Origin of the sequence: Actinomadura kijaniata NBRC 14229, from assembly GCF_001552175.1 — a bacterium.
In the GTDB taxonomy this organism is placed as follows: Bacteria; Actinomycetota; Actinomycetes; order Streptosporangiales; family Streptosporangiaceae; genus Spirillospora; species Spirillospora kijaniata.
In genome coordinates this window covers 54,072-76,735 of the sequence record NZ_BCQR01000020.1, presented here as the reverse complement: position 1 = coordinate 76,735, position 22,664 = coordinate 54,072, and the positions used below count along the sequence as shown (strand labels likewise).

The 22,664-nt window shown below is 74.0% G+C and carries 21 protein-coding genes; 8 read left to right on the top strand and 13 right to left on the bottom strand.

What is annotated here, in order from left to right:
• Positions 1–17: 17 nt before the first annotated feature.
• Positions 18–2,129, top strand: a complete 2,112-nt coding sequence (gene uvrB, locus AKI01S_RS07900; protein WP_067813401.1) for an excinuclease ABC subunit UvrB — start codon at positions 18–20, stop codon at positions 2,127–2,129.
• 237 nt (positions 2,130–2,366) lie between these two features.
• Here the strand turns inward: uvrB and aac(3) are convergent, their stop codons facing one another.
• The 5 genes from aac(3) to AKI01S_RS07875 all read right to left on the bottom strand — a co-directional run bounded on the left by aac(3) (position 2,367) and on the right by AKI01S_RS07875 (position 7,447).
• A complete protein-coding gene (aac(3), locus tag AKI01S_RS07895) occupies positions 2,367–3,218 on the bottom strand; it encodes an aminoglycoside 3-N-acetyltransferase (protein ID WP_067813435.1) in 852 nt (283 codons plus the stop codon).
• Positions 3,219–3,769: 551 nt separating this feature from the next.
• Positions 3,770–5,218, bottom strand: a complete 1,449-nt coding sequence (locus AKI01S_RS07890) for an FAD-dependent monooxygenase (RefSeq protein ID WP_067813399.1) — start codon at positions 5,216–5,218, stop codon at positions 3,770–3,772.
• Between the two features lie 32 nt (positions 5,219–5,250).
• Positions 5,251–5,868 carry a PadR family transcriptional regulator gene (locus tag AKI01S_RS07885; protein WP_067813397.1) on the bottom strand — a complete coding sequence of 206 codons (618 nt, stop codon included), beginning with the start codon at positions 5,866–5,868 and terminating at the stop codon, positions 5,251–5,253.
• A 174-nt stretch (positions 5,869–6,042) separates the two neighbouring features.
• A complete protein-coding gene (locus AKI01S_RS07880; RefSeq protein WP_067813395.1) occupies positions 6,043–6,600 on the bottom strand; it encodes an RAD23 family protein in 558 nt (185 codons plus the stop codon).
• A 157-nt stretch (positions 6,601–6,757) separates the two neighbouring features.
• Positions 6,758–7,447: an alpha/beta fold hydrolase gene (locus tag AKI01S_RS07875; protein WP_067813393.1), complete on the bottom strand. Its 690-nt coding sequence runs from the start codon at positions 7,445–7,447 to the stop codon at positions 6,758–6,760.
• Positions 7,448–7,611: 164 nt separating this feature from the next.
• Between AKI01S_RS07875 and AKI01S_RS07870 the strand changes: the two genes are divergently transcribed.
• Positions 7,612–8,871 carry a carboxylesterase/lipase family protein gene (locus AKI01S_RS07870; protein ID WP_067813391.1) on the top strand — a complete coding sequence of 420 codons (1,260 nt, stop codon included), beginning with the start codon at positions 7,612–7,614 and terminating at the stop codon, positions 8,869–8,871.
• A gap of 37 nt (positions 8,872–8,908) precedes the next feature.
• Complete coding sequence (locus AKI01S_RS07865) at positions 8,909–9,415, top strand: GNAT family N-acetyltransferase (protein ID WP_067813389.1); 507 nt, start codon at positions 8,909–8,911, stop codon at positions 9,413–9,415.
• Here AKI01S_RS07865 and AKI01S_RS07860 read toward each other — a convergent pair.
• Positions 9,412–9,996 (bottom strand): DUF4126 domain-containing protein, encoded by a 585-nt coding sequence (locus AKI01S_RS07860; protein ID WP_245681520.1) that lies wholly within the window; start codon positions 9,994–9,996, stop codon positions 9,412–9,414. The two genes, AKI01S_RS07865 and AKI01S_RS07860, sit on opposite strands and share 4 nt — an antisense overlap.
• A 270-nt stretch (positions 9,997–10,266) precedes the next feature.
• Here AKI01S_RS07860 and AKI01S_RS07855 point away from each other — a divergent pair, with 270 nt between their 5' ends.
• On the top strand, positions 10,267–11,313 hold the full coding sequence (locus tag AKI01S_RS07855) for an SGNH/GDSL hydrolase family protein (protein ID WP_067813387.1): 1,047 nt from the start codon (positions 10,267–10,269) through the stop codon (positions 11,311–11,313).
• Here the strand turns inward: AKI01S_RS07855 and AKI01S_RS07850 are convergent.
• Positions 11,273–12,307 (bottom strand): helix-turn-helix transcriptional regulator, encoded by a 1,035-nt coding sequence (locus tag AKI01S_RS07850; RefSeq protein ID WP_083999117.1) that lies wholly within the window; start codon positions 12,305–12,307, stop codon positions 11,273–11,275. The genes AKI01S_RS07855 and AKI01S_RS07850 overlap by 41 nt on opposite strands.
• A gap of 62 nt (positions 12,308–12,369) precedes the next feature.
• On the opposite strand from AKI01S_RS07850, the gene AKI01S_RS07845 reads away from it, so the two are divergent.
• Entirely contained in the window at positions 12,370–13,593 is a 1,224-nt protein-coding gene (locus tag AKI01S_RS07845) for an epoxide hydrolase family protein (RefSeq protein ID WP_067813385.1), read from the top strand.
• 47 nt (positions 13,594–13,640) lie between these two features.
• Here AKI01S_RS07845 and AKI01S_RS07840 read toward each other — a convergent pair whose 3' ends face one another.
• Both AKI01S_RS07840 and AKI01S_RS07835 read right to left on the bottom strand, forming a co-directional pair.
• Positions 13,641–14,483: an ABC transporter permease gene (locus AKI01S_RS07840; protein WP_067813383.1), complete on the bottom strand. Its 843-nt coding sequence runs from the start codon at positions 14,481–14,483 to the stop codon at positions 13,641–13,643.
• The gene (locus AKI01S_RS07835; protein ID WP_067813381.1) at positions 14,480–15,370 is read right to left on the bottom strand and encodes an ABC transporter ATP-binding protein; all 891 of its coding nucleotides are present in this window, start codon (positions 15,368–15,370) and stop codon (positions 14,480–14,482) included. Before AKI01S_RS07835 ends, AKI01S_RS07840 begins: the two co-directional genes overlap by 4 nt.
• A 225-nt stretch (positions 15,371–15,595) precedes the next feature.
• Here AKI01S_RS07835 and AKI01S_RS07830 point away from each other — a divergent pair, with 225 nt between their 5' ends.
• The gene (locus AKI01S_RS07830) at positions 15,596–16,522 is read left to right on the top strand and encodes a GbsR/MarR family transcriptional regulator (RefSeq protein ID WP_067813431.1); all 927 of its coding nucleotides are present in this window, start codon (positions 15,596–15,598) and stop codon (positions 16,520–16,522) included.
• Positions 16,523–16,540: 18 nt separating this feature from the next.
• On the opposite strand, the gene AKI01S_RS07825 is transcribed toward AKI01S_RS07830, so the two are convergent.
• Genes AKI01S_RS07825 through AKI01S_RS07815 form a run of 3 tightly spaced genes read right to left on the bottom strand, consistent with a single transcriptional unit; the run spans position 16,541 to position 19,946 of the window.
• Complete coding sequence (locus AKI01S_RS07825; protein WP_067813379.1) at positions 16,541–17,452, bottom strand: PhzF family phenazine biosynthesis isomerase; 912 nt, start codon at positions 17,450–17,452, stop codon at positions 16,541–16,543.
• Positions 17,449–18,936, bottom strand: coding sequence for a leucyl aminopeptidase (locus tag AKI01S_RS07820; RefSeq protein ID WP_245681519.1), 1,488 nt, complete (start codon positions 18,934–18,936; stop codon positions 17,449–17,451). The genes AKI01S_RS07825 and AKI01S_RS07820 overlap by 4 nt, the downstream gene beginning before the upstream one ends.
• 50 nt (positions 18,937–18,986) lie before the next feature.
• A complete protein-coding gene (locus AKI01S_RS07815) occupies positions 18,987–19,946 on the bottom strand; it encodes a DMT family transporter (protein ID WP_067813375.1) in 960 nt (319 codons plus the stop codon).
• Positions 19,947–20,051: 105 nt separating this feature from the next.
• On the opposite strand from AKI01S_RS07815, the gene AKI01S_RS07810 reads away from it, so the two are divergent.
• Positions 20,052–20,957, top strand: a complete 906-nt coding sequence (locus AKI01S_RS07810; RefSeq protein ID WP_174567361.1) for a LysR family transcriptional regulator — start codon at positions 20,052–20,054, stop codon at positions 20,955–20,957.
• An 18-nt stretch (positions 20,958–20,975) separates the two neighbouring features.
• Here AKI01S_RS07810 and AKI01S_RS07805 read toward each other — a convergent pair whose 3' ends face one another.
• On the bottom strand, positions 20,976–21,668 hold the full coding sequence (locus AKI01S_RS07805; RefSeq protein WP_067813371.1) for a phosphatase PAP2 family protein: 693 nt from the start codon (positions 21,666–21,668) through the stop codon (positions 20,976–20,978).
• A gap of 116 nt (positions 21,669–21,784) precedes the next feature.
• Between AKI01S_RS07805 and AKI01S_RS07800 the strand changes: the two genes are divergently transcribed.
• A complete protein-coding gene (locus tag AKI01S_RS07800; RefSeq protein WP_157419717.1) occupies positions 21,785–22,543 on the top strand; it encodes a tetratricopeptide repeat protein in 759 nt (252 codons plus the stop codon).
• Positions 22,544–22,664 lie beyond the last annotated feature (121 nt).

Sequence of the window (22,664 nt, the reverse complement as noted above, 5' to 3'; positions counted from 1 at the left end):
CAGGGGGAGAGGCGCGGATGCGGCCGATAGCGGACCTACAGCGCACGGCGAGGCCGTTCGAGGTCGTCACGGAGATGACGCCGGCGGGCGACCAGCCGCAGGCGATCGCGGAGCTGACCGAGCGGATCTCGCGCGGGGACAAGGACGCGGTGCTGCTGGGCGCCACCGGCACCGGCAAGACCGCCACCGTCGCCTGGCTGGTCGAGAAGCTCCAGCGCCCGGTGCTGGTGATGCAGCCCAACAAGACCCTCGCCGCCCAGTTCGCCAACGAACTGCGCGAGATGATGCCGAACAACGCCGTCGAGTACTTCGTCTCGTACTACGACTACTACCAGCCCGAGGCGTACATCCCGCAGACCGACACCTACATCGAGAAGGACTCCTCCATCAACGAGGAGGTCGACCGGCTGCGGCACTCGGCGACCAACTCGCTGCTGACCCGCCGCGACACCATCGTGGTCGCCTCGGTGTCGTGCATCTACGGCCTGGGCACCCCCGAGGAGTACGTCGAGCGCGCCGTCAAGCTGAGGGTCGGCGACGAGATCGAACGCGACGAGCTGCTGCGCAGCCTGGTCGGGATGCAGTACTCGCGCAACGACCTGGCGTTCACCCGGGGCACGTTCCGCGTGCGGGGCGACACCATCGAGATCATCCCGCAGTACGAGGAGCTCGCCGTCCGCATCGAGATGTTCGGCGACGAGATCGAGAAGCTCGCGACCCTGCACCCGCTCACCGGCGAGGTGCTGCGCGAGGACGACGAGGTGTTCGTCTTCCCCGCCTCCCACTACGTCGCCGGGCCCGAGCGCATGGAACGCGCGATCCGCGACATCGAGGCCGAGCTGGAGGCGCGCCTCGCCGAGATGGAGGGCCAGGGCAAGCTCCTGGAGGCCCAGCGGCTGCGCATGCGCACCACCTACGACATCGAGATGATGCGCCAGGTCGGCACCTGCTCCGGCATCGAGAACTACTCCCGCCACATCGACGGCCGCCCCGCCGGCAGCGCCCCCAACACCCTGCTGGACTTCTTCCCCGACGACTTCCTGCTGGTCATCGACGAGTCCCACCAGACCGTCCCGCAGATCGGCGCGATGTACGAGGGCGACGCCTCCCGCAAGCGGATGCTCGTCGACCACGGCTTCCGCCTGCCCTCGGCGATGGACAACCGCCCCCTCAAGTGGGAGGAGTTCCTGGGGCGGATCGGCCAGACCGTCTACCTGTCGGCGACGCCCGGCCCCTACGAGATGGGCCGCGTCCAGGGCGACGTCGTCGAGCAGGTCATCCGCCCCACCGGCCTCATCGACCCGGAGGTCGTCGTCAAGCCCACCAAGGGCCAGATCGACGACCTGGTCCACGAGATCCGGCTGCGCACCGAACGCGACGAACGCGTCCTGGTCACCACCCTCACCAAGAAGATGGCCGAGGACCTCACCGACTACCTGCTGGAGCTCGGCATCCAGGTCCGCTACCTGCACAGCGAGGTCGACACCCTGCGCCGCATCGAGCTGCTCCGCGAGCTGCGCGCCGGCGAGTTCGACGTCCTGGTCGGCATCAACCTGCTGCGCGAGGGCCTGGACCTGCCCGAGGTGTCGCTGGTGGCGATCCTGGACGCCGACAAGGAGGGCTTCCTGCGCTCGGAGACCTCCCTGATCCAGACGATCGGCCGCGCCGCCCGCAACGTGTCGGGCCAGGTCCACATGTACGCCGACAAGGTCACCCCGTCGATGGAACGCGCGATCGAGGAGACCAACCGCCGCCGCGCCAAGCAGCGGGCCTACAACGAGGAGCACGGCATCGAGCCGCAGGCCCTGCGCAAGAAGATCGCCGACATCCTCGACTCGCTGGTCCGCGAGGACGCCGACACCGAGACCCTGATCGGCGGCGCGGGCCGCCAGCAGTCCCGCGGCAAGGCCCCCGTCCCCGGCCTGGGCTCCCGCAAGGCCGGCCGGCACGCCGCCGACCTGGTCGGCGACCGTCCCCGCGAGGAGCTGGAGGGCCTGATCGAGCAGATGACCGAGCAGATGCACCAGGCCGCCACCGACCTGCAGTTCGAGCTGGCCGCCCGCCTCCGCGACGAGATCAAGGAACTCAAGCGGGAGCTCCGCGACATGAAGGAGGCCGGCGTCAGCTGAGCGGTGTCCGGGCGCCCCGGCCCGCGGCGTCCGCCTGGCGGCACGCGCCGCGACCGTGCCCGGACGAACGAGGCGTCGCTTCGTGGTCCTCCCGGTGGGGCTCGTCTCCGGCGTCGCCCCACCGGCCGGTTCACGCGCTCGCGCGGCGGCTGAGGCTTCTGGGGAACACGCCCTGGAACGCGGCGCCCGGCGCGGACCTGGACGGGCGGGGCCGCCCCGCCCGTCCAGGTCCGCCCGTTATGCCGCGCCCAGTTTGTCCTCGATCCAGGCGGTGGCGAAGTCGACGACCGGCGCGGCCTCGAACAGGTGGCTCTCGGCGGCGCCGACCCTGCCGGTCCGGCCGATTCCCGCGGCGAGCATGTCCCGGGCGATCACCTCGAACGGATCCAGGCCCTCGGGCACCACGGCGGAGTAGTCGAAGGCCCCGTTCTCCGAGTCGATGTCGTGGAAACGGCGCCAGACCCGCCGGCCGTCCACCAGGATGGGCTGCTCGTACTCCACGAACCGCTTGCCGGGCGCCTCGGCGAGCGCCTCGGCATGGTGCAGCAGCGTCAGGGTGTCCAGCGGGGCGCCCAGCAGGAGGACCCGTCCGCCGCGGGCGACCAGCCGCGCCAGCGGGCTGCCGGGGCCGTGCGGGTCGTCCCAGGGGTGGTCGGCCATCAGCTCGGCCGCCGCCGCCCCCAGCGCCGCGAAGCCGGCGTCCGGGTGCCTGCTGCGGACGGCCCCGGGCCGGCGGCGCAGCGCCTCGGGCAGGCGGCCGTTGTTGTGGTCGGCCTCGCTGAGGTCGGGGTCGTAGGCGGGGTGCTCCTCGCGCAGGGCGTCCTGCCAGGCCTGCGGCCAGGTCACGAAGTCGTACGGCGGCGCGTCGTTCCAGCCGCAGGTCACCATCAGGGTGCCCCGCGCCCCCACCACGTCGCGCAGGGCGTCGATGACGGTGTGCGGTCCGCCCGCGACGTAGCCGAGGGCGGACATGCGGGTGTGGAACATGACGACGTCGCCGTCGCCGAGACCGAGCTCGGCCAGGTCATGGCCGATCCGGCTCCGGGTGACGGGGCCGCCGGAAACGGCGAGCAGTTCGCTCTCATCCATGATCATGAACCTATCCCCGCACCCCGGCTCCCCGGCAACCGTATTGTCGCCCTCCACGCGGCGGCCTGAACGCCCCCGGCGGGAGGCGACGAGGAGGGCGCCCATGGCCGGGTGGACGCACCGCGCTCGTCGTGACGCCGGTCCCCGCCCGGCGTCGAAGACGGCCGGCGCCCGCTCCGCCGTCCACGGTCACACCGCCGGGGCGGCCTTCGGGAACACCGCGACGCCCTGCCCGATGCGGTCGGCACCGGGACGACCGGCCGCTCCGCGTCCAGGCCGGACCTCCGGGAACGTGCTCAGGCGCCGAACCAGGTGGCCAGCTTCGCCGTCCATGGTCACGCCGTCGGGGCGGTCTTCGGGTGCACCGCGATGTTCTGCCCGATGCGGTCGGTACCGGGACGGACGGCCGCTCCGCGCTTGTGGCGCCGCCGGTCCCGCCCGGCGTCGAGGACGGCCGGTGCCCGCTCCGCCGTCCGCGGTCATGCCTCCGGGGCGGCCTTCGGGTGCACCGCGATGCCTTGCCCGATGCGGCCGGACCTCCGGGAACGTGCTCAGACGCCGAACCAGGTGGCCAGTGCGGTGGTGAGGGCGTCGGCCGGTTGCGGGTCGGTCGTGGTGGAGACCCACACCGTGTGCCCGTCCGGGCGGATCAGCACCGCTTCGAGGTCGGGCCGCTCGGGGCAGTGGACGCGGTGGGCGTCCACCCGGTGCCGGGCGTTCTCGGGCAGGGTGCGGGCCCCCGTGGTGAGGAACACCGGGCGGGCGGGCCTGAGCAGCTCGGCGACGCTGGTGCGCCCGCCGCCGGCGACCAGCTCCAGGTTGGGCGCGAGCCTGCCCAGCCAGGGATGGTCGCCGGGGATCCCGGGGTCGTAGCGGGTGCTCACCCCGGTCGTCAGCTCGGCGAGGTACCTGCCGACCGGCGGCAGGCCCGCCAGTTCGCCGAGCAGCTCGCGGAGCGGTTCGACGCCGGGGTCCCGCCGCCCCAGGAGCGCCTGCGCGCGCGTGGTGCGCAGCACCCGCGCCCCCGCCTCGTGCCGTTCCCGGTGGTAGCTGTCCAGCAGGCCGTCCGGCGCGTGCCCGAGCCCGGTCGCCGCCAGCTTCCAGCCGAGGTTCACCGCGTCGGCCAACGCCACGTTGACGCCCACCGCGCCCGCGGGCGGGTGGATGTGCGCGGCGTCGCCCGCCAGCACGACCCGGCCCGCGACGTAACGGTCCGCCTGCCTGGCGGCGTCGGAGAACCGGGTGAGCCAGCGGGGTTCGACCAGCTCCACCCGGCGGCCGAGTATGTCGTCCAGCACCCGCTGGAAATAGTCCAGCCGCACCGGCTCGTCGCGGTCGGCGGGCGGGACCGGCTCGTCGAGCACGATCCGCACGTGACCGGGGCGCGGGATCACGAACACCGTGCCGCGTTCGCCCTCGGTCGCCCCGAACGGCAGGGCGGAGGGGCCGGCCGTCTCCACGTCCGCGAGGAGACCGAACGCGGTGGCGGGCGTGCCGGGGAAGCCGATCCCGGCGTGCTTGCGGACCAGGCTACGGCTGCCGTCGCAACCGGCGAGGTAGTCGACCCGGACGCGCTCGTGCCCGCCGCCGGTCCGGACGGTCACCTCGACCCCGTCGCCGTCCTGGTCGAAGCCGGTCACCTCGTGCCCCCAGGCGACGGTCACGCCCAGCTCGGACAGCCACTCCTCCAGCAGCTCCTCGACCCGGGTCTGGGCGATGCCGAGCGTGTAGGGGTGGTCGGTGTCCATCACGGACAGGTCCAGGGGGCGGCTCGGGTCGGCGAACATGCCGTAGGGCACCGTCGGGCCCTCGGCCAGGAAGCGGTCCACGACGCCGCGCCGGTCCAGCAGTTCCAGGCTGCGGGCGTTGAGGGTGAACCCCCGGCAGTACGGCGAGCGCCGCGGCAGCCGGTCCACCACCGTGACCTCGGCCCCGGCGAGCACGAGTTCCGCCGCCAGCATCAGACCGGCCGGTCCCGCCCCGGCCACCATGACCCTCATCGAACCTCCGACGCTTCCCATGTCCCGCGCCCTCATCGGGACTCCGCGGCGCGGACCCAGCCGGCGACGGCGTCCGGCCAGGCCAGCCGGCCGGCCTCGATGTCGGCGACGATCTCCTCCAGCCAGCCGAGCTCGGCCTCCTGCACGCGGACGGCGTACTCGGCCTCCACCACGAACAGGCGCGGGACCGCGCCGGACTCCAGCACCGCGCGGTGCTCCCGGCGGATCTCCTCCAGCGACGCCCGGACCCGCTCGGCCCGCTCCCGCAGCGCGGCCACGGCACCCTCCGGCCCCAGCGCGCCGAGATAGCTGACCGCCGACAGGAACCGGGGGTACTCGTCGGCCGGACGCCGGATCAGCTCGTCCACCCAGCGCACGAACTCCCGCCGTCCCAGCGCGGTGTGCTGGTAGACGGTCCGCTCGGGCCGGGCCCCGACCCGGACCGTCTCGCGCGCCTCGATCCATCCGGCCCTCTCCAGCGCCCGTACCACGTCGTACAGGGAGCCAGTGGTCACCTTGAACGCCCGGTCCATGCCGCGTTCCCGCAGCGTGGCGGCCATGGCGTGGGGGTGCGCCGGTGACTCCAGCAGCAGGCCCAGCACCGCCAGCCCCAGCGGGTTGGAGACCTTGCGTCGAGCGCTCTCACTCAAATGCTCGCCTCCTATCACTCGGATCCGAGTATTCGGCTACGGCTCACCCCCTGTCAAGCCGGTCCCTGTCAGGCCGGACGGAGCGACCCGCCGAGGGACCGGTCGCGGGCATGGGTAAGCCCCCGGCTTGCGGCCGGGGGCGTCGATCATTGACGGACGCGGGTCACGGTGGGGTCAGCCGCAGCTCTTGCCCCAGACCTTGACCAGGGCCTGCGGCACCTGGCCGCAGAGGTTCCCGCCGGTTTCGCCCACGTACTCCCAGTCGGTGTCGGCACCGCGGCGCCACACGTGCGGGCCGTCCTGGGTCGACAGGGCGTTGCCGCGAATGCTCATGTCGGCGACCGCATAGGTGAAGACGCCGTTCGCGGTGGTGACCCTGCCGAACAGGGTGTTCTTCGGCCCGACGACCATGTTCCGCTTGGCGTTGGGGTACTGCGAGGAGACCTTCTCGAAGTACAGGTCGGGCATGGCCAGCATCGCCTCCTGGGTCACCGGGAGCTTGACGGCCTTGCCCGTCGCCTGCGGGGCCTGGGCGTTGCCGGACGGTCGGCCCCCGGACGTCGGCTTCCCGGCCGACTCGGAGGGGGTCGCCTCGGCGGACGTCGAGGCGGGCGGGGGAGTGGAGGTCGCGCCGGACCCCTTGGTGTCGCCGGAGGAGCCGCACCCGCTGAGCAGCAGGACCGGCACGGCGATCGCGGCGGCGAGCGCCGCGGCGGAGGTGGAGGTTTTCATCACGGCATATGGGATGGCGCCACCGGGCGGGCGGTTGGCCCCGCGGCCGGGAAAAATGATCTTTGTTCGACGCTGAATCAGTAACGATCATGAAACGTCCCGAACCGATCCCCCGCCGCGTCAGTCGGCCCCGCCCGGCGCGCGGGCCGGCGGCGGGTCAGACCCAGCCCTCCAGGGACTTCAGGAAGCCCTCCAGGTCGTCGCGGTGGACGCAGTGGCCCGTGTCCGGGACCACGCGGACCTCGAAGCCCCGGCCCCGCAGGTCCTCGGCCAGCGCGGGGGAGACCAGCGGGCTCGGGTCGGCCGCCTGGACCAGGGACGGCACCACCGGCTCCGCCGGGACGCGGTCGCGGAGCGGCAGCCGCACGCCGTCGGCGTCGAAGGCGGCGAAGCCCCGCAGTTCGGCCTCGACGTCGGAGGCGGCCCAGCGCGGGTTCATCCGGCGGATGTCGGCGGCGGTCATCGACTTGCACGTGCGGGCGAAGTCCGCGATGTCGGAGGCCATCGGGTTGCCGGTCAGCTTCCAGGCCGGATCGCTGTAGACCGCGCGGGCCGGGCGCAGGTCGGCGACCGCCAGCGACAGCGCCAGGCCGCCCAGCGAGTGGCCGAGCGCCACCTCCGCGCCGGCCGGCAGGGACTCCACCAGGTCGGCCGCGAACTCCTCGGGCGTGTAGGAGTCGGCGTGCGGGCTCTCCCCGTGGCCCCGCAGGTCCGGGGCCAGCACCCGGTAGCCGAGCGCGGTGAGCCGCGGAACGACGCGGTGCCATGTGCCCGCCGAGGACATCCCGCCGTGGACCAGCACCGCCAGCCTGTCGCCGGAGCCGAACCCGTGCACCTTCAGCCGCATGCGGATCCTCCTTGATTATACGTATAAGTAGATCCAGCGTCCCAGACTCCGCCGCGCGCCGCCAGAGGCGGAACGTGCCCCGTCGGCGGACCCCGCCGCGGCCCGCCGGGGAGGGCGTCGTAACCTGCCCTTGGGCACCCGCCTTCCCCGAAGGAGGCCGTCAGGTGATCGTTGAGACCGCGTACGGCGAGGTCGAGGGCGCCGGCGGGGCGTTCCTCGGGATCCCGTTCGCCCGCCCGCCCCGGTTCCGCCCGCCGCTGCCGCCCGAACCGTGGACCGGCGTCCGCCCCGCCCGCGAGTACGGGCCCGCCGTGCCGCAGCTCTACGAGGAGGAGCTGGGCACGATGCTCGGGCTCGCGGCGTTCCCCACCGACGAGCGCGACTGCCTCAACCTCAACGTCTGGACCCCCTCGACCGAGGGCGCGCGGCCGGTGATGGTGTGGCTGCCCGGCGGCGCGTTCCGCAGCGGCGCGGGCCGCGACCCGGTGTACGACGGCCGCCGCCTGGCGGTCCGCAACGACGTCGTGGTCGTCACCGTCAACTACCGCGTCGGCCCACTCGGCTTCCTCTACCTGGACGAGGAGTCCGCCAACGTCGGGCTGCTCGACCAGATCGCCGCGCTGGAGTGGGTCCGCGACAACATCGCCGGGTTCGGCGGCGACCCCGGCGACGTGACGGTGTTCGGGCAGTCGGCCGGGGCGATGAGCATCGCGACGATGCTGGCCATGCCCGCCGCGCGCGGACTGTTCCACAAGGCGATCATGCAGAGCGGCGGCGGGGAGTTCGCGCTGGCCCGCGAGCGGGCCGAGGCGGTGGCGGCCGAGTTCGGGCGGACGCTCGGCGCCCTGTCCCCGTGGGACGCGCCGGTGGAGGAGCTGCTGCGCGCCCAGGAGGAGGTCGGCGCGGCGATGCGGGCGCGCGGTGAGGGCCACGGACTGCCGTGCCTCCCGGTCGTCGACGGAACGGTCCTGCCGGTGCTCCCCCTGGAGGCGGCGCGCTCCGGAACGGTCCCCGACCTCCCGGTCATCGTCGGCGCCAACGACGACGAGGGCCGCCTGTTCACGATGGGGGGCCCGGACGCCGACGCCGTCGCCGCCCACATCGCCGAGACGATGTTCGCCGGGCCCGCCCGGCGGCTGGCCGAGGCCCTCGCCGGGCGGGGCCGCCGCGTGTGGCACTACCGCTTCGCCTGGCGGTCCACCGCGTTCGGGGGAGCGCTGGGCGCGGCGCACTCGATGGAGGTGCCGTTCGTGTTCGACAACCTCGACGCCCCCGGCGTGACGGCGCTCACCGGCCCGAACCCGCCGCAGGGACTCGCCGACCGGATGTCGGGGACCTGGGCGGCGTTCGCCCGCGACGGCGCGCCCCCGGAGCCCTGGGAGCCGTTCACCGGCCCCGACGGGCCCGTCGCGACCTTTAACTGATCGCCGGGGCCGGGGGAGCGGCCCTACCATCGGCGCCATGAACGCCGACGCCGAGGTCCGCTCCGCCCGCCCCGCCGACCTTCCGCTGCTGCCCCCGATCGAGGTGGCCGCCGACGCGGTGTTCCGGGAGCTGGACATCGTGTTCCCGCCCGGCCCGACCGTGATCGAGGAGGTGATCGCCCGGACCGGCGACGAGGTCGTGGTGGCGGGCGATCCGCCGGTCGGCTACGCCGCGACCAGGCCCCTGGACGACGGGGTCTACCTGGTGCAGATCGCCGTGCACCCCGACCACGCGCGCCGGGGGGTCGGCACCCGCATCCTGGGCGAGGTCGTGGAGCGCGCGGCCCGTGCGGGCGCGGCGGACGTGAGCCTGCTGACCTTCCGCGACGTGCCCTGGAACGGCCCCTGGTACGCCAGGCACGGCTTCGTCGAGCTGCCCGGGGACGACCTGCCGCCGGGGCTGCGCGCCCAGTGGGACGCCGAGGTCGCCGCGGGCCTGCACGACCTCGGCCCGCGCGTGGCGATGCGGCGCCCCCTTCGCTAGGCGACCGCGTTCCTCCGGCGCCTGCGGCGCCTGCGATGGGCGTACCTGACCAGGCGCAACGCCACGTACGCGAACATCAGCAGCGCGATCAGCGCCACGACCGGCGCGAGGATCGCCAGCACGCTCATCCCCAGCGACACGCTGTCCTCGACGGTGCTGACGACGGGCGCGCCGGTGCCGAGCGTCCCGGCGTTCACCGCGGGCCGGACCGACGCCTTGCCCAGGTGGACCAGCAGCGCCACCACGACGCCCGCCACCCAGCCGACCCAGGCGTGCTGCTGGAAGAACGAGGAGCTCTCCAGCCGTCCGGCGGCGTCGGTCGCGGCGAACACCGCCCCGCCGGACGCGGGGCGCACGAGCGTCTGCACCATGTCGTTGACGCTGTCCACCGCCGGGATCTTGTCGAGGACGACCTCGGCGGCCAGCAGCACCGCCAGCAGCGTGAGCACCCACCCGTTGGTGAGCCAGCCGAACTCGGCGGGCAGCGTCACCGTGTCGGTGAGGCGGTCCAGGACCCCGACGACGAGCAGCGGGATGTAGGCGTTCAGACCGGCCGCGGCCGACAGCCCGAGCCCGGTCAAACCAGCCAGCATGGTGCGGAAGCCCCCCACGGATGCGGTGTCACTGCTGGGACGTAACGTTCCCCGGCCACGTTCCCCCGGCACCTCGAACACGCGATGACCTGCGAAAAGCTCCGGCATGAACGGAGATGTAGGGCAGATCACCCGCGGCGGCGGGCGCGGCGGCGCTTAGGGTGGCTCCGGGCGTTCCACTTAAAAATCTACATCGTAAAGGTGGAACTCCGGAAGGGTCACGGGCGTCTGGTCGATCGTGGGGAGGAACGGGACACGATGACGGGGAAGTGGCCGGCACGGGTGCGCGGACGGCTCGGGGAGCGGGGACTGCCGCTGCTGGTGCTGGCCGGCCTGCTGGCGCTGATGGTCGTTCCGCTGACGGTGATGCCCGCCGCCCGGTGCGCGGTGTTCGACAGCGGCTGCCACCGCCCGTCCGCGCGGGCGCACGCCGACCCCCCGTCCCGTCCCGCCCGCCCGCTGACGCCCGTCGAGGCCGCCACGGGCGGGGCCTACGTCGCGCTCGGCGACTCCTACTCCTCCGGGGTCGGCGCGGAGGACGGCCTCGCCGACCGCAACCCGCTGGGATGTCACCGCACCTCCAGGGCGTACTACCACGCGGTCGCGAAGGCGTTCCCGTTCGCCAAGGGCACCGGGTTCTGGGCCTGCTCGGGCGCGACGACCGCCGACGTGCGCCGCGGCAAGTCCGGCGAGCCGCCCCAGCTGGACCGGCTCGGCCCCGACACCTCCCTGGTCACCATCAGCGTCGGCGGCAACGACGTCGGCTTCTCCAAGGTGCTGGCGGGCTGCGTGGTGAAGCTGCCGTGGAGCGGGTCGTGCGCGGAGCAGGGCGCGGGCATCGCGCCCCGGCTGGCGGCGCTGCGGCAGAGCCTGCCCGCCCTGCTGGACGAGATCACCCGGCGGGCGCCGCGCGCCCGGGTGGTCGTGCTGGGGTACCCGCGGGCGTTCTCCGAGGTGAACGGCGCGATGGGCGACAACATCACGGTCGAGGACCAGCGGTGGCTGAACGCCCGCGCCCGCGAGCTGAACGAGCTGATCCGGCAGGCGGTCGCGGAGGCCGACGACCGGCTGGTGACGGCGAGGGCGGCGGGCAGCGTGGAGTTCGTGGACGCCTACAGCGCGTTCGCCGGTCACGAGGCGGGCAGCGCCGACCCGTACATGAACGGGCTGGGGGTGAACCTGTCGGCGCTGGCGGCCGAGAAGAGCAGCTTCCACCCGACGGCGAAGGGCCACGAGGCGCTGGCGGCCCTGTTCGTGGAGCAGGTCAGGAAGGGGCCGGGCCGCCCGCTGAACCAGTACCGCTGACGGGTCGTCCCGGGCGGCGCGCGGCGGGTGCCCGGTCCGGGGTGAGGGAGCGCAGGCAGCGGTCGGCCTGGGCGCGGAGCGCGTCGGCGAGCTCGGGCGGCCCGCTGACCAGGGTGAAGTCGGCGTCCACCGAGGTGATCATCCAGACGAGCTCGGCGGGGGTCTCGGCGCCCACGTGCAGCAGGCAGCCGTGCCCATCCACGGCCTCCAGGGCGCCCATGCCGGGCCAGACGCGGTCGGCGACGGCGTCGGCGGGCTCGTGCAGCCGGACGGTCGCGCGGCAGGGCCAGGCCTGTTCCGACAGCTGCCGGGCCACGTAGCGCGTCACGTCCCCGCCAGGCGGTTCGCGGGGCGCGAAGCGGTGGCCGTTCGGCGTGCGGGGGCGCAGCCGGTCCACCCGGAACGTGCGCCAGTCGGCGCGGGCGACGTCCCAGGCGACCAGGTACCAGTGGCGGTTGAAGTTCACCAGGGTGTGCGGTTCGGCCTCGCGGGGCGAGGTCCCGCCGCGCCGGGCGGTGTAGTCGAACCGCAGCCGTTCGCGCCGCCGGCACGCCTCGGCGATCGTCATCAGGGTGTCGGCGTCCACCCGCGGGGCCGGTGGGGCGCCGGCCCGGACGGTCGCGGTGTGCAGGGTGTTCACCCGGTGCCGCAGCCTGGGCGGCAGCACCTGTTCCAGCTTGGTGAGCGCCCGCAGCGACATCTCCTCGATCCCGGCGACCGGCCCGCCCGCCGCCGTGCGCAGCCCGAGGACCACCGCGACGGCCTCGTCGTCGTCCAGCAGCAGCGGCGGCAGTGACGCCCCCGCCCCCAGGCGGTATCCGGCGGTGCCACGCGTCGCCTCCACCGGGTACCCCAGCTCGCGCAGCCGGTCCACGTCCCGGCGGACGGTGCGGGTGGTGACGCCGAGGCGGCCCGCGAGCTCGGCGCCGGTCCACTCGCGGCGGGTCTGCAACAGCGACAGGAGTTTGAGCAGCCGCGCGGAGGTGTCCCACATGGCTTCCAGAATGCCGCACGCTTAGGAACGGTGCTGTCCTAACCGCTTCCTAGCTTGGGGGCATGACGAGCACCACGCAGCAGATCCGTCCTTTCCGCATCGAGATCCCGCAGGCCGCCCTGGACGACCTGCACGCCCGCCTGGCCGGCGCCCGCTGGCCCGACGAGCTGCCCGGCGTCGGCTGGGACCGGGGCGTCCCGCTGGGCTACCTGAAGGAGCTGGCCGAGTACTGGCGCACCTCCTACGACTGGCGCGCGCACGAGGCCGCCCTCAACGAGCACCCGCAGTTCGTCACCGAGATCGACGGGCAGGCCCTCCACTTCCTGCACGTCCGCTCGCCCGAGCCGGACGCCCTGCCGCTGGTGCTGCTGCACGGCTGGCCGGGCACGTTCGCCGACTTCCTCGACGTGGTCGGCCCGCTGAGCGACCCCCGCGCGCACGGCGGCGACCCGGCCGACGCGTTCCACCTGGTCGTCCCGTCGCTGCCGGGCTTCGGCTTCTCCACCCCGCTGAACGGTCCCGGCATGAGCGCCGCGCGGATGGCGGGCCTGCTGGTGCGGTTGATGGAGCGGCTCGGCTACGAGCGTTACGGCGTGCAGGGCTACGACACCGGCTCCTGGGTGGCCCCCGAGATGGGAAGGCAGGCCCCCGAGCGGGTCGTCGGCGTCCACCTCAACGCGATGATCACGTTCCCGATGGGCGATGACGACACCGGGGACCTGCCCGAACGCGACCGGCGGCGCTGGGAGCGGATGCAGGACTTCAACGACGGCTACCTGCGGTGCAACTCCAAGCGCCCGCAGACGGTCGCCTACGCCCTGCACGATTCGCCGACCGGGCAGCTCGCCTGGATCGTGGAGAAGTTCAAGGAGCTGACCATGCCCGAGGACGCGCTGCCCGAGGAGACCGTCGGCCGCGACCGCGTCCTCACCGACGTGTCCCTGTACTGGTTCACCGGCACGGCGGGCCCGGCCGCGCAGGTCTACTACGAGGAGATCTCCGCCGCGGCCTGGAGCGGCGCCACCGAGGGCGGCGCCGCCGAGGACTGGGCCGACGGGGACTGGGCCGATGGCGGACAGGAGCAGGGCGGCTGGACGCCCGAGCGCGGGACGGTCCCGACCGCGGTGCTGGTGTCGGCCCACGACGTCACCGTCCGCCGCTGGGCCGAGCGCGACCACACCATCACCCGCTGGACCGAACTCGACGAGGGCGGCCACTTCCTGTCGATGGAGGAACCGGAGGCCCTGACCGAGGACGTCCGCGCGTTCTTCCGCAAGGAGCGCTGACCGGCGGGGGCGGGACGCCCGGTCCCCGAGCCGGGCGTCCCGTGCGGTCATCCGACCCGCTGCAGGGCGCGTTCGCGGCGTTCGGCGACGCTGGAGCCCGACTCGCGGCGCGCCATGCGGCGCAGCACGAGCGGCGCGACGACCAGCCCGGCCACCGCCCACAGCCCCAGCACCCCGGCGGTCTCCAGGTGCCGCCATGACCGGTCGATCTCGACGGCGACGGCCGTGTCGGGCAGCAGCGCCGAGCGCGTCCCCAGCCCGAGCCAGTAGACCGGGAACACCTGCGCGATGCCCTGCACCCAGCCCGGCAGCGACGTGATCGGGTAGAACACGCCGGAGATGGAGATCACGCCCAGGACCAGCAGCTGCACCAGCCCCTGGCTGCGGGTGCTGCTGAACAGCGACCCCAGCGCCGCGCCCGCCGGCAGCGTCGCGACCAGCCCCAGCACCAGCACCCAGCCCAGGGTGAGCCAGGACCCGGCGCCGGCCGGCCGCAGCCCGTCGATGATCAGCAGGCCGGGGATCATGAGGATCGCCAGGTCGGCCAGCAGCCCGCCGCCGACCGACACGACCTTCCCGACGAGGTAGCCGCGCATCCCGTCGGGGACCGCGCGGGCCCGCAGCAGCGTCCCGTCCTCGCGGTCGGCGGTGAGGTGCTGGCTCATGGAGACCATGCCCATCGCGATGTTCATCCCGAGGATGCTCGGCAACGCCAGCGTGCCGAGCGCCAGCCCGCTGTCCCCGAACTCCCGGTCCCGCAGGAACCACAGCGCGACCAGCATCAGCACCGGCCACAGCAGGTGGGAGGCCAGGTCCGCGCCGTTGGTGAACGACTGCCGCAGCTCGATCGTCCCGCGCGTCCAGCCCGCGCGCAGCACCGTCGCGTTCATCGGGCCGCCTCCTGTTCGCGCACCAGCGCCATGTAGGTGTCCTCCAGGGAGGCCCGCCGGACCTCCAGGTCCGCGACCGCCGCGCCGTGCTCGCGGAACAGCTCCCGCACGAACGCGGTCGACTCCCGGGTCGAGGTGGTGAACCGCCGGCCGTGCAGCGTCCAGCGCACCTCGTCCCCGCCCGCCATCCGCTCGGCCAGCTCGGCCGCCGTCCCGTCGGCGACGATCCGCCCGCCGGACAGCACCAGGATCCGGTCGGCGAGCTTCTCGGCCTCGGCCAGGTCGTGCGTGGTGAGCAGGATCGTCATGCGGTGGTCGCCGGTCAGCCGTTCCACCAGCCGGTGGAACTCCAGCCGCGCCTGCGGGTCGAGCCCGGCGGTCGGCTCGTCCAGGAACAGCAGCTCGGGGCCGCCGACCAGCCCGATCGCCACGTCCAGCCGCCGCCGCTGCCCGCCCGACAGGGTGCGGATCTTCTTGTCGGCGTGCTCGGTCAGCCCGACCGCGCGGACCAGCGAGTCGGTGTCCCAGGGGCGCCGGCTCGCCGGGGTGGCGTAGGGGGCGTAGTAGGAGCCCAGGTGCGCCAGCAGCTCCCGGACCCGCCACTTGCCGTGGTCGCGCCACGACTGGAGCACCACGCCCAGCCGGGACCGCCACCGCTCGTCGCCGTGGGCCGGATCGGCGTCCAGCACCCGGACCCGGCCCGCCGACCGTGCCCGGAACCCCTCCAGGATCTCGATCGTGGTGGTCTTGCCCGCGCCGTTGGGACCCAGCAGCGCCACGATCTCGCCGCGCCGGACCTGGAACGTCACACCGCGCAGCACGTCGTCGGCCCCGTACCGCATGCGCAGTCCGTCGACCTCGACCGCGACGGGGTCCGTCGTTGTCATCGCCTCGTCTCCGTTCGCCTCGAAAGTTGAACTCGAACGAAAGCTACGTTGCGTTTAGTCGTTCCTCAACGAAAGTCAGCCGGAAAACCCTCACTTTTGCGGCATATTCGACCGGAAATTGCAACGACCGTGTCGGCTAATGCAATCCTCTCCAGAAGGGTGTTGCAATGTTCAGTGGGTGAACGCACACTGGTCCGCGGTGACGGCGACCGGAAGGCGGCGAGGATGCCCGGAGGCAGGCTGACCCACGACGAGCGGCGGAGCATCGCCTCGGGGCTGGCCGGGGGGCTCGGCTACGCCGAGATCGCCCGGCGGCTGGGGCGTCCCACCTCCACCGTCAGCCGGGAGGTGCTGCGCAACGGCGGCCCCGGCGGCTACCGCGCCGACCACGCCCACCAGGCCACCGCCTGGCGGGCCCGCCGCCCGAGGACGCCCCCGTTCCCGGAGCCGCCCCGCGACCCCGACGGCCGCGACCCGGCGGCGGTGGACGGGTTCGTCGAGCGGTTCGCGACCCTGATGGTGCGGACCGGGCTGCCCCGCACCGCGGCCCGGATCCTGGCCTGCCTGATCAGCGTGGACGCCGGCAGCCTGACCGCCGCCGAACTGGTGGCCCGGCTGCGGGTCAGCCCGGCCTCGATCTCCAAGGGGATCGCCTACCTGGAGGGCCTGGAGATCGTGCACCGGGAACGCGACGGCCGCCGCGAACGCTACACCGTCGACGACGACGTGTGGGCCCGGACAGTGTCGGTCAGCGCCCGCACCCACACGCTGTGGGCCGACACGGCCCGGCAGGGCGTCGCCCTGTTCGGGCCGCGCACCCCCGCCGGGGGACGCCTGACGCGGATGGCGGCGTTCTTCAACCGGCTGGGCGACTACTCGTCCGCCGACCTGGCCGCCCCCGCCGCCGACGACGCGCAGACGGTCACCGCGGCCCTCGTCCTCGCCGCCCGCCCCCTGACGGCCGCCCAGATCGCCGCGGCGCTGGACTGGCCCCCCGACCGCGTGACCGCCGCGCTGGACTTCCTCGCCGGGCAGCCCCCGGCCATCACCGACCCGATCACCCTCCACCGCCCGGCACCCGACACCTACGCCCTCACCGCCGTCCCCGCCCGCCTGACCCCGCGACAGCGCGAAGCCCTCGGTGCCCTCTGACCACCACCGCGCGTCCCGTCAGGGGTGGGGGCCGTGGAGTTCGGCGCGGAACGCGGTCACCGCGTCGCCGGTGATGGTCACCGCGAGTTCGCCGCCGGGCCGGACGTCGACGCGCACGTGGACGTCGCCGGGACGTCCCATCGCGGCCCCCTGGCGGCCGGTGAACACGAGCCGTCCGTCCCGCGGCGGGACGATCCCGTGGCGCACCAGGTAGGCGCCGAGCGGGCCGTGGCCGTTGCCGGTGACCGGGTCCTCGGCGATGCCGATCGCCGGTGCGAACATCCGGGACCAGGTGAGCAGGGCGGGGTCGCCGGTGTCCCGGGTGAAGACGAAGAAGCCGTTGCTGCCGACCTCCCGGCTGAGCGCCGTCAACGCCGCCGGGTCCGGCCGGAGCGCGTCGACGGCGGCGCGCTCGCGCAGTGGCAGCAGCACCTTGGAATGGCCCGTCGAGACGATCTGGACGGGGCCGCCGTCCGCCAGGTCGCCGGTGCCCGCCCCCAGCGCCCGGAGCAGCCGGTCGACCTGTCCGCCGTCCAGCTCGGGTCCGAACCCGGCGGCCCCCTGGTGCATGCCGATCCGCACCCGGTCCCCGTCCCGGCGGACCTCCACGCGCTGGACCAGGCCGCCGCCGGTCCGCTGCCTCAGCGCGCCCGGCGGCAGCCCGTACTCGACCGTCCTCGCGAAGTGCGCCGCCACGGTGGCGTGCCCGCAGGTCGGCACCTCCGTCGTGGGGGTGAAGAACCGGACGCGCACGTCGTGGTCGCCGGCGTCGGCGGGAAGGACGAAGGCCGTCTCGGAGTTGCCGAGCTCACGCGCGATCGCGAGCATCTCGGCGTCCGACAGGCCCTCCGCTCCCAGCACCACCCCCGCCGGATTGCCCGTGAACGGGGTACGCGTGAAGGAATCGACCTGGTAGAGGACCCTTCTCATCGCAGATCCCCTTCCGCGAGGTCTTCCGCCAGCCGCACCAGGGTGCGCACGGCCGCGCCGGTGCCGCCGGTGGGGGTGTACCCGTGGGGAGCGCCCTCGTGGTAGGCCGGTCCGGCGATGTCGAGATGGGCCCAGGGGACGCCGTCGGGCACGAACTCCCCGAGGAACAGCCCGGCCACCAGCGCGCCTCCCATCCGCTCCCCGGTGTTGGCGATGTCGGCCACCGGGGAGTCCAGGCTCGCGCGCAGGTCGGTCGGGAGCGGCATCGGCCACGCCTGCTCGCCCGAGCGCGTGGCGGCGTCCACGACCCGGTCGCGCAGGGCGCCGTCGCCGGACATCACGCCGAACATGCGGTGGCCCAGCGCCATCTTCATCGCGGCGGTCAGGGTCGCCACGTCCACGACGGCGTCCGGCGCGTCCTCCACCGCGCGGACCAGGGCGTCGGCGAGCACCAGGCGGCCCTCGGCGTCGGTGTCGACCACCTCGACGGTCCTCCCGCCGTACATCCGCAGGACGTCGCCGGGCCGGGTGGCCGAGCCGGACGGCATGTTCTCGGCGAGCGCCAGCCAGCCGGTGACGTTGACCCGCAGGTCCAGCCGGGCGGCGGCCACCACGGCGGCGAACACGGCGGCGGCCCCGGCCATGTCGCGTTTCATGATCTCGTTGAAGCCGACCGGCTTCAGCGAGATGCCGCCCGAGTCGTAGGTGATGCCCTTGCCGACGAACGCGAGGGTCGTCCGCGCCGCCGGATGGGTGTGGGCGACCCGGACCAGGCGCGGCGGCGCGGCCGAGCCCTGGCCGACGCCGAGGAGACCACCGAACGAGCGCGCGGCGAGGGCCTCGTCGTCGAGGATCTCGACGTCCAGCCCGTGCTCGGCGGCGGTCCCGGCCACGACGTCCGCGAAGACCGCGGGGGTCAGGTCGTTCGCCGGGGTGTTGACCAGGTCACGGGCGCGGTTGGTCTCCTCGCCGATCACGGCGCCCCGGTGGACGCCGGCCGCCGTGTCCGCCCGGGCCTCCCCGGTCGTGAGGATCGCCAGCTCGGCGATGGGCGCCCTGCCGTCGGCGAGGGTGCGGTAGGCGGTGAAGGCGTAGGCGCCGAGCAGGGCGCCCGTGGCCACGGCCTGCGCCGTCTCCGCGGTGTCGGCGGGAAGCGCCAGGACGGCGCGTCCGGTTCCCGCCAGGGCTCGGGCGGCCACCCCGGCCGCCCGGCGTTGCGCCTCGACGGCGGGCACGTCCCCGGCGGCGTCGCCCAGGCCGACCGCCAGGACCACATCGGCCGCCAGGCCCGCCGGAGCGGGCAGCTTGACCGCCTCGCCGGCGGCGCCGGTCATGCCGAGGAGGCGGAGCGTTCCGGCCAGGCCGCCGTCGAACGCCTCGTCCACGGCGTCCGCGCCGGGGGCCGGGACCGGACCCTCGGGACCCGGCGCGACACCGACCACGACGCAGTCCACGCGCGGCGACGCCGGGATGGAGGTGGTCACGGTCAGAGCGGGCGACCCGGGGCGTCCCGTCCTCTCGCGCTTCGGTTCTCTCACAGGTCCGCTCCCGTGGTCCGGTGGGCTTCGGGACGAGGGGGGACCGCCGCGGCGGGGGCGGGCGGGGGAGGGGCCGGCTTCGCCCGGCGCGTCATGGCGACGCCCGCCAGGACGACCGCCATGCCCACGGCGATCCGGAGGCTGAAGGGCTCGTCGAGCACGAGGGCCCCGAGCCCCACCGACACCACCGGGAGCAGGTAGCCGACCGTCGCGGCGTTGGTCGCGCCCTCGTCGGCGATCACCCGGTAGGTGAGGTGGAAGGTGATCCCCGTGGCGCAGATCCCGAGCACCACGACCGCCGCCAGGCCCACCGGGTGGAAGCGGACCGGCGCCAGGCCGCCGGCCGGCAGGCTCAGGGAGGTCAGCGCGGTGGCGGCCATGAGCTGGGCGGTGGACAGCGACAGCGTCGGGTGCCCTCGTCCCACCAGGTGGCGGCCCATGTGGGCGAAGCCGACCGCGTAGCTCGCCGCCGCGACGACGATGGCGAACGCGCCCCAGCCGACCCGCACCGTCCCCTGCCACGGGGCGAGGATCAGCACGACGCCGCCGAACCCGAGCAGCAGGCCGCCCAGGCGCACCGGCCGGACGCCGCGCTCGGTGCCGATCGCGATGCCGAGCAGCAGGGACCACAGCGGCGTGGTCGCGTTGAGCACTCCGGCCAGCCCGGAGTCGACGGTCTGCTGGCCGAGGCTGTACATCGCGAAGGGCAGGGCGTTGCACCAGAAGGCGGCGACGAACAGGTGCCCCCAGACGGCGCGGCCGCGCGGCAGGCCCCGCCGTGACACCAGGCACAGGAGCAGCAGCGTGCCGGTCCCGAGCAGGCAGCGGGCGAGGGTGACCTGAACGGGGGACAGGGCCTCCAGGGCCAGCTTGATCCAGAGGAAGGTGGATCCCCACAGCAGGGCGAGAACGCCCACCCGGGCCACCGCCCACGTCCGGCCTGCGGAATCGGTCACGCCCCGGCCCCCCTCCACGTCGTCGCCCTGTCGTCGGGACACGATGCCGCGGGCTGACCGGTAAGCACAATCAAAAAGTTCTGCACCGTTGTTAAGCTCTGCTACATGCTTGATCTGAGGCGGATGCTGGTGCTGCGCGCGGTGGTCACGAGCGGTTCGGTGACGTCGGCCGCGACCCATCTCGGGTACACGCCGTCGGCGGTGAGCCAGCAGGTGGCGGCGCTGGAGCGGGAGGTGGGGACCACCCTGCTCGAACGGGTCGGCCGGGGCGTCCGGCCGACGGCGGCGGGCCGGCTGCTGGCCGAGCACACGGCGATCATCAGCCAGGACATGGCCGCGGCGGAGACGGCGCTGGCCGACCTGCGCGCCGGACGCACGGGACGGCTGGCCGTCCGCTACTTCACCTCGGTCGGCCCCACGCTGGTGGCGCCCGCGCTGGCCCGGCTCCGCCGGGAGCATCCGGGGGTGCGGGCCGACCTCGCGCTGATCGACCCCGAGGACCCGCTGCTGGAGGTCGAGCGGGGCGACGCGGACCTGGCGATCGTGGTCCGGTCGCACGCCGACACGCCCCCGGGCCTGCGCCTGGTGCACCTGCTGGACGACCCCTACCTCGCCGCGCTGCCCGCCGACCATCCGCTCGCCGCGCGCCGCGTCATCGACCTCGCCGACCTCGCGGGGGAGCCGTGGATCGGCAGCGAGCCGCCGGGGCCGTGCCTGGACGTGATCCTCGACGCCTGCGCCACGGCGGGTTTCAGCCCGAACTTCGTGGCCGGGAGCGAGGACTACGCCACCGCGCAGGGTTTCGTCGCGGCGGGCCTCGGCGTGGGCCTCCTGCCCCGCATCGCCGTGGCGGGCCGCCGCCACGCGGGCATCGTCCTGCGCAGGGTGCGGCATCCGGAGCCGGTCAGGGTGGTCCACGCCGCCGTCCGCGAGAGCGCCACGCCCCAGCCGGCCCTGCGCACCCTGCTCCAGGCCCTGGAGGAGGCGGGCGGCGCGCGGCCCCAACGCTGACGGCCCGCCGCGGTCCGCTCAGCCGCTCGTGGAGCCGACCGCGTCGGCGGACGGCGACGGCCGCTCCTCGGGGCGCTCCCGGCCGGTGAACGGCGACAGTCTCACCAGCAGGTCGAGCAGGAGCGGGCCGAGTGCCAGGCTGAACAGCACGTCGGTCAGCCAGTGGTCGTCGGCCAGCACGAGCGCCACGGCCGCCAGCACGCCCGACGCCAGCGCGAGGGCGCGGCGGCGGCGCGGCGGCAGGCGCCGGGCCGCCGCGGGCAGGGCGAGCGCGAGCAGTTCGAGGATCACCCAGACGAGCAGGATCGCGTTGAGGGTGTGCCCGGACGGGTACGCGTTGCCCTGCGCGAAGATCACGTCGGTGTCCCCGAACGGGAACGTCCGGGGGATCTGTGCCTTCAGCGTGACCTGGAGGTAGGACAGCACCACGATGATCAGTGCGGCCGCCAGCGGGGGACGCGGCGACCGCCGCCGGATCGCGGCGACGACCGCCAGCGGCACGATGGCCTGCAACAGCACGCCGCGCTGCCCGAGCTGCGTGACCGCGTTGGCCATCTCCCACCACACGCCGCGCACATGGCGGGCGCACAGCCGGTGGAGGGCGAAGTCCAGCTCCCGGAGCGGGCCGTCGGCCAGCACGTCCACGGTGACGAGCGCCATGGCCGCGACGAGGAGGCCGTACCCGACCACCACGCCTCGCCGCAGCCCCATGCCCGAGGCGTACCCGTGCGATCTACCTCTTATCCCCCTGTGTCACGACATGGGTCTCATTGCTTCTTCATGGCGCTTGATGGTGAAGGGGCGTGATGCGTGTAGCGTGCGCCGGCGTGATGATCTTCTCTGAACGGGTGGCCGCGTTGCGGACGGCGGCGCAGGACGGCGATGGCGAGGCCGCCCGGGAGTACGGACGGTTGCTGGGCCTGCTTCCGAGTGTGGTCGTGGGGGAGGAGGAACCGGTCTGGTCGGGCGAGCCGTGGTTGCGCGCCGCGGTCGCCGCCCGTCCCGGTGACGCGCTGGCCCGCACGCTGCTGGGCAGCCTGCTGGTCACGCAGGTCGCGGAGTGGCGGAACATCATCGAGATCGCTCCGGACGTCGACGTGGCCGCGATCGAAGCCGCGAACGCGCGTCGACGGGAGGAGGCCGTGGAGCTGCTCGGCGGCGTCCTGCGCGACGACCCCGAAGCGCCCACGCCCAAGGCGTGCCTGGCCGCGCTCGCCGAAGTGTCCGGCGGGGGCGACTACCCGGAGGAGGAGAGCGGGGTTTTCCCTTACGACTACCACCGGGTCCGGACGGAGCTGTGGAGCGGCTCGGTGTGCACCACGGTCCAACTGGTCGTCACCGATCCCGACGAGCTGCGCTGGGCCTGCGACTCATGGCTGGACCACGAGGTCCTGGCCGGTGCACTCACCCTTACCTCCTATTCCCGAGGCGAGAGGATCGGCACTGCGGCCCTGCCGGAAGGCCCTACCGGGACCGTCGACTGGGAGGCGGTGACGATCCCGCCGTTGCCGGGCGTGCCGCTGCCGCCGGGGCACCCGGCCCCGCACTGGCGCGCCTACTACGGTTTCACCATGGAGGTCGGGTGAGCGGTGAGACCTTCCTCCCTTCGGGCGGAGTGGAGTTCGCGGTCCCGTGATCCGCGCGGATTCGGTGCCCGCCCGGCCGGGGGCGTCCGTCGGGGACGCCGTCGGATCTCCCCCGCAGGCC

Bases quoted from the DNA above. Each gene is read 5' to 3' on its own strand.
- uvrB (WP_067813401.1), top strand. From the start codon at position 18: ATGCGGCCGATAGCGGACCTACAGCGCACGGCGAGGCCGTTCGAGGTC.
- AKI01S_RS07890 (WP_067813399.1), bottom strand. From the start codon at position 5,218: ATGAGGGTCATGGTGGCCGGGGCGGGACCGGCCGGTCTGATGCTGGCG.
- AKI01S_RS07880 (WP_067813395.1), bottom strand. From the start codon at position 6,600: ATGAAAACCTCCACCTCCGCCGCGGCGCTCGCCGCCGCGATCGCCGTG.
- AKI01S_RS07875 (WP_067813393.1), bottom strand. From the start codon at position 7,447: ATGCGGCTGAAGGTGCACGGGTTCGGCTCCGGCGACAGGCTGGCGGTG.
- AKI01S_RS07865 (WP_067813389.1), top strand. From the start codon at position 8,909: ATGAACGCCGACGCCGAGGTCCGCTCCGCCCGCCCCGCCGACCTTCCG.
- AKI01S_RS07855 (WP_067813387.1), top strand. From the start codon at position 10,267: ATGACGGGGAAGTGGCCGGCACGGGTGCGCGGACGGCTCGGGGAGCGG.
- AKI01S_RS07850 (WP_083999117.1), bottom strand. From the start codon at position 12,307: ATGTGGGACACCTCCGCGCGGCTGCTCAAACTCCTGTCGCTGTTGCAG.
- AKI01S_RS07845 (WP_067813385.1), top strand. From the start codon at position 12,370: ATGACGAGCACCACGCAGCAGATCCGTCCTTTCCGCATCGAGATCCCG.
- AKI01S_RS07840 (WP_067813383.1), bottom strand. From the start codon at position 14,483: ATGAACGCGACGGTGCTGCGCGCGGGCTGGACGCGCGGGACGATCGAG.
- AKI01S_RS07835 (WP_067813381.1), bottom strand. From the start codon at position 15,370: ATGACAACGACGGACCCCGTCGCGGTCGAGGTCGACGGACTGCGCATG.
- AKI01S_RS07830 (WP_067813431.1), top strand. From the start codon at position 15,596: ATGCCCGGAGGCAGGCTGACCCACGACGAGCGGCGGAGCATCGCCTCG.
- AKI01S_RS07825 (WP_067813379.1), bottom strand. From the start codon at position 17,452: ATGAGAAGGGTCCTCTACCAGGTCGATTCCTTCACGCGTACCCCGTTC.
- AKI01S_RS07810 (WP_174567361.1), top strand. From the start codon at position 20,052: ATGCTTGATCTGAGGCGGATGCTGGTGCTGCGCGCGGTGGTCACGAGC.
- AKI01S_RS07805 (WP_067813371.1), bottom strand. From the start codon at position 21,668: ATGGGGCTGCGGCGAGGCGTGGTGGTCGGGTACGGCCTCCTCGTCGCG.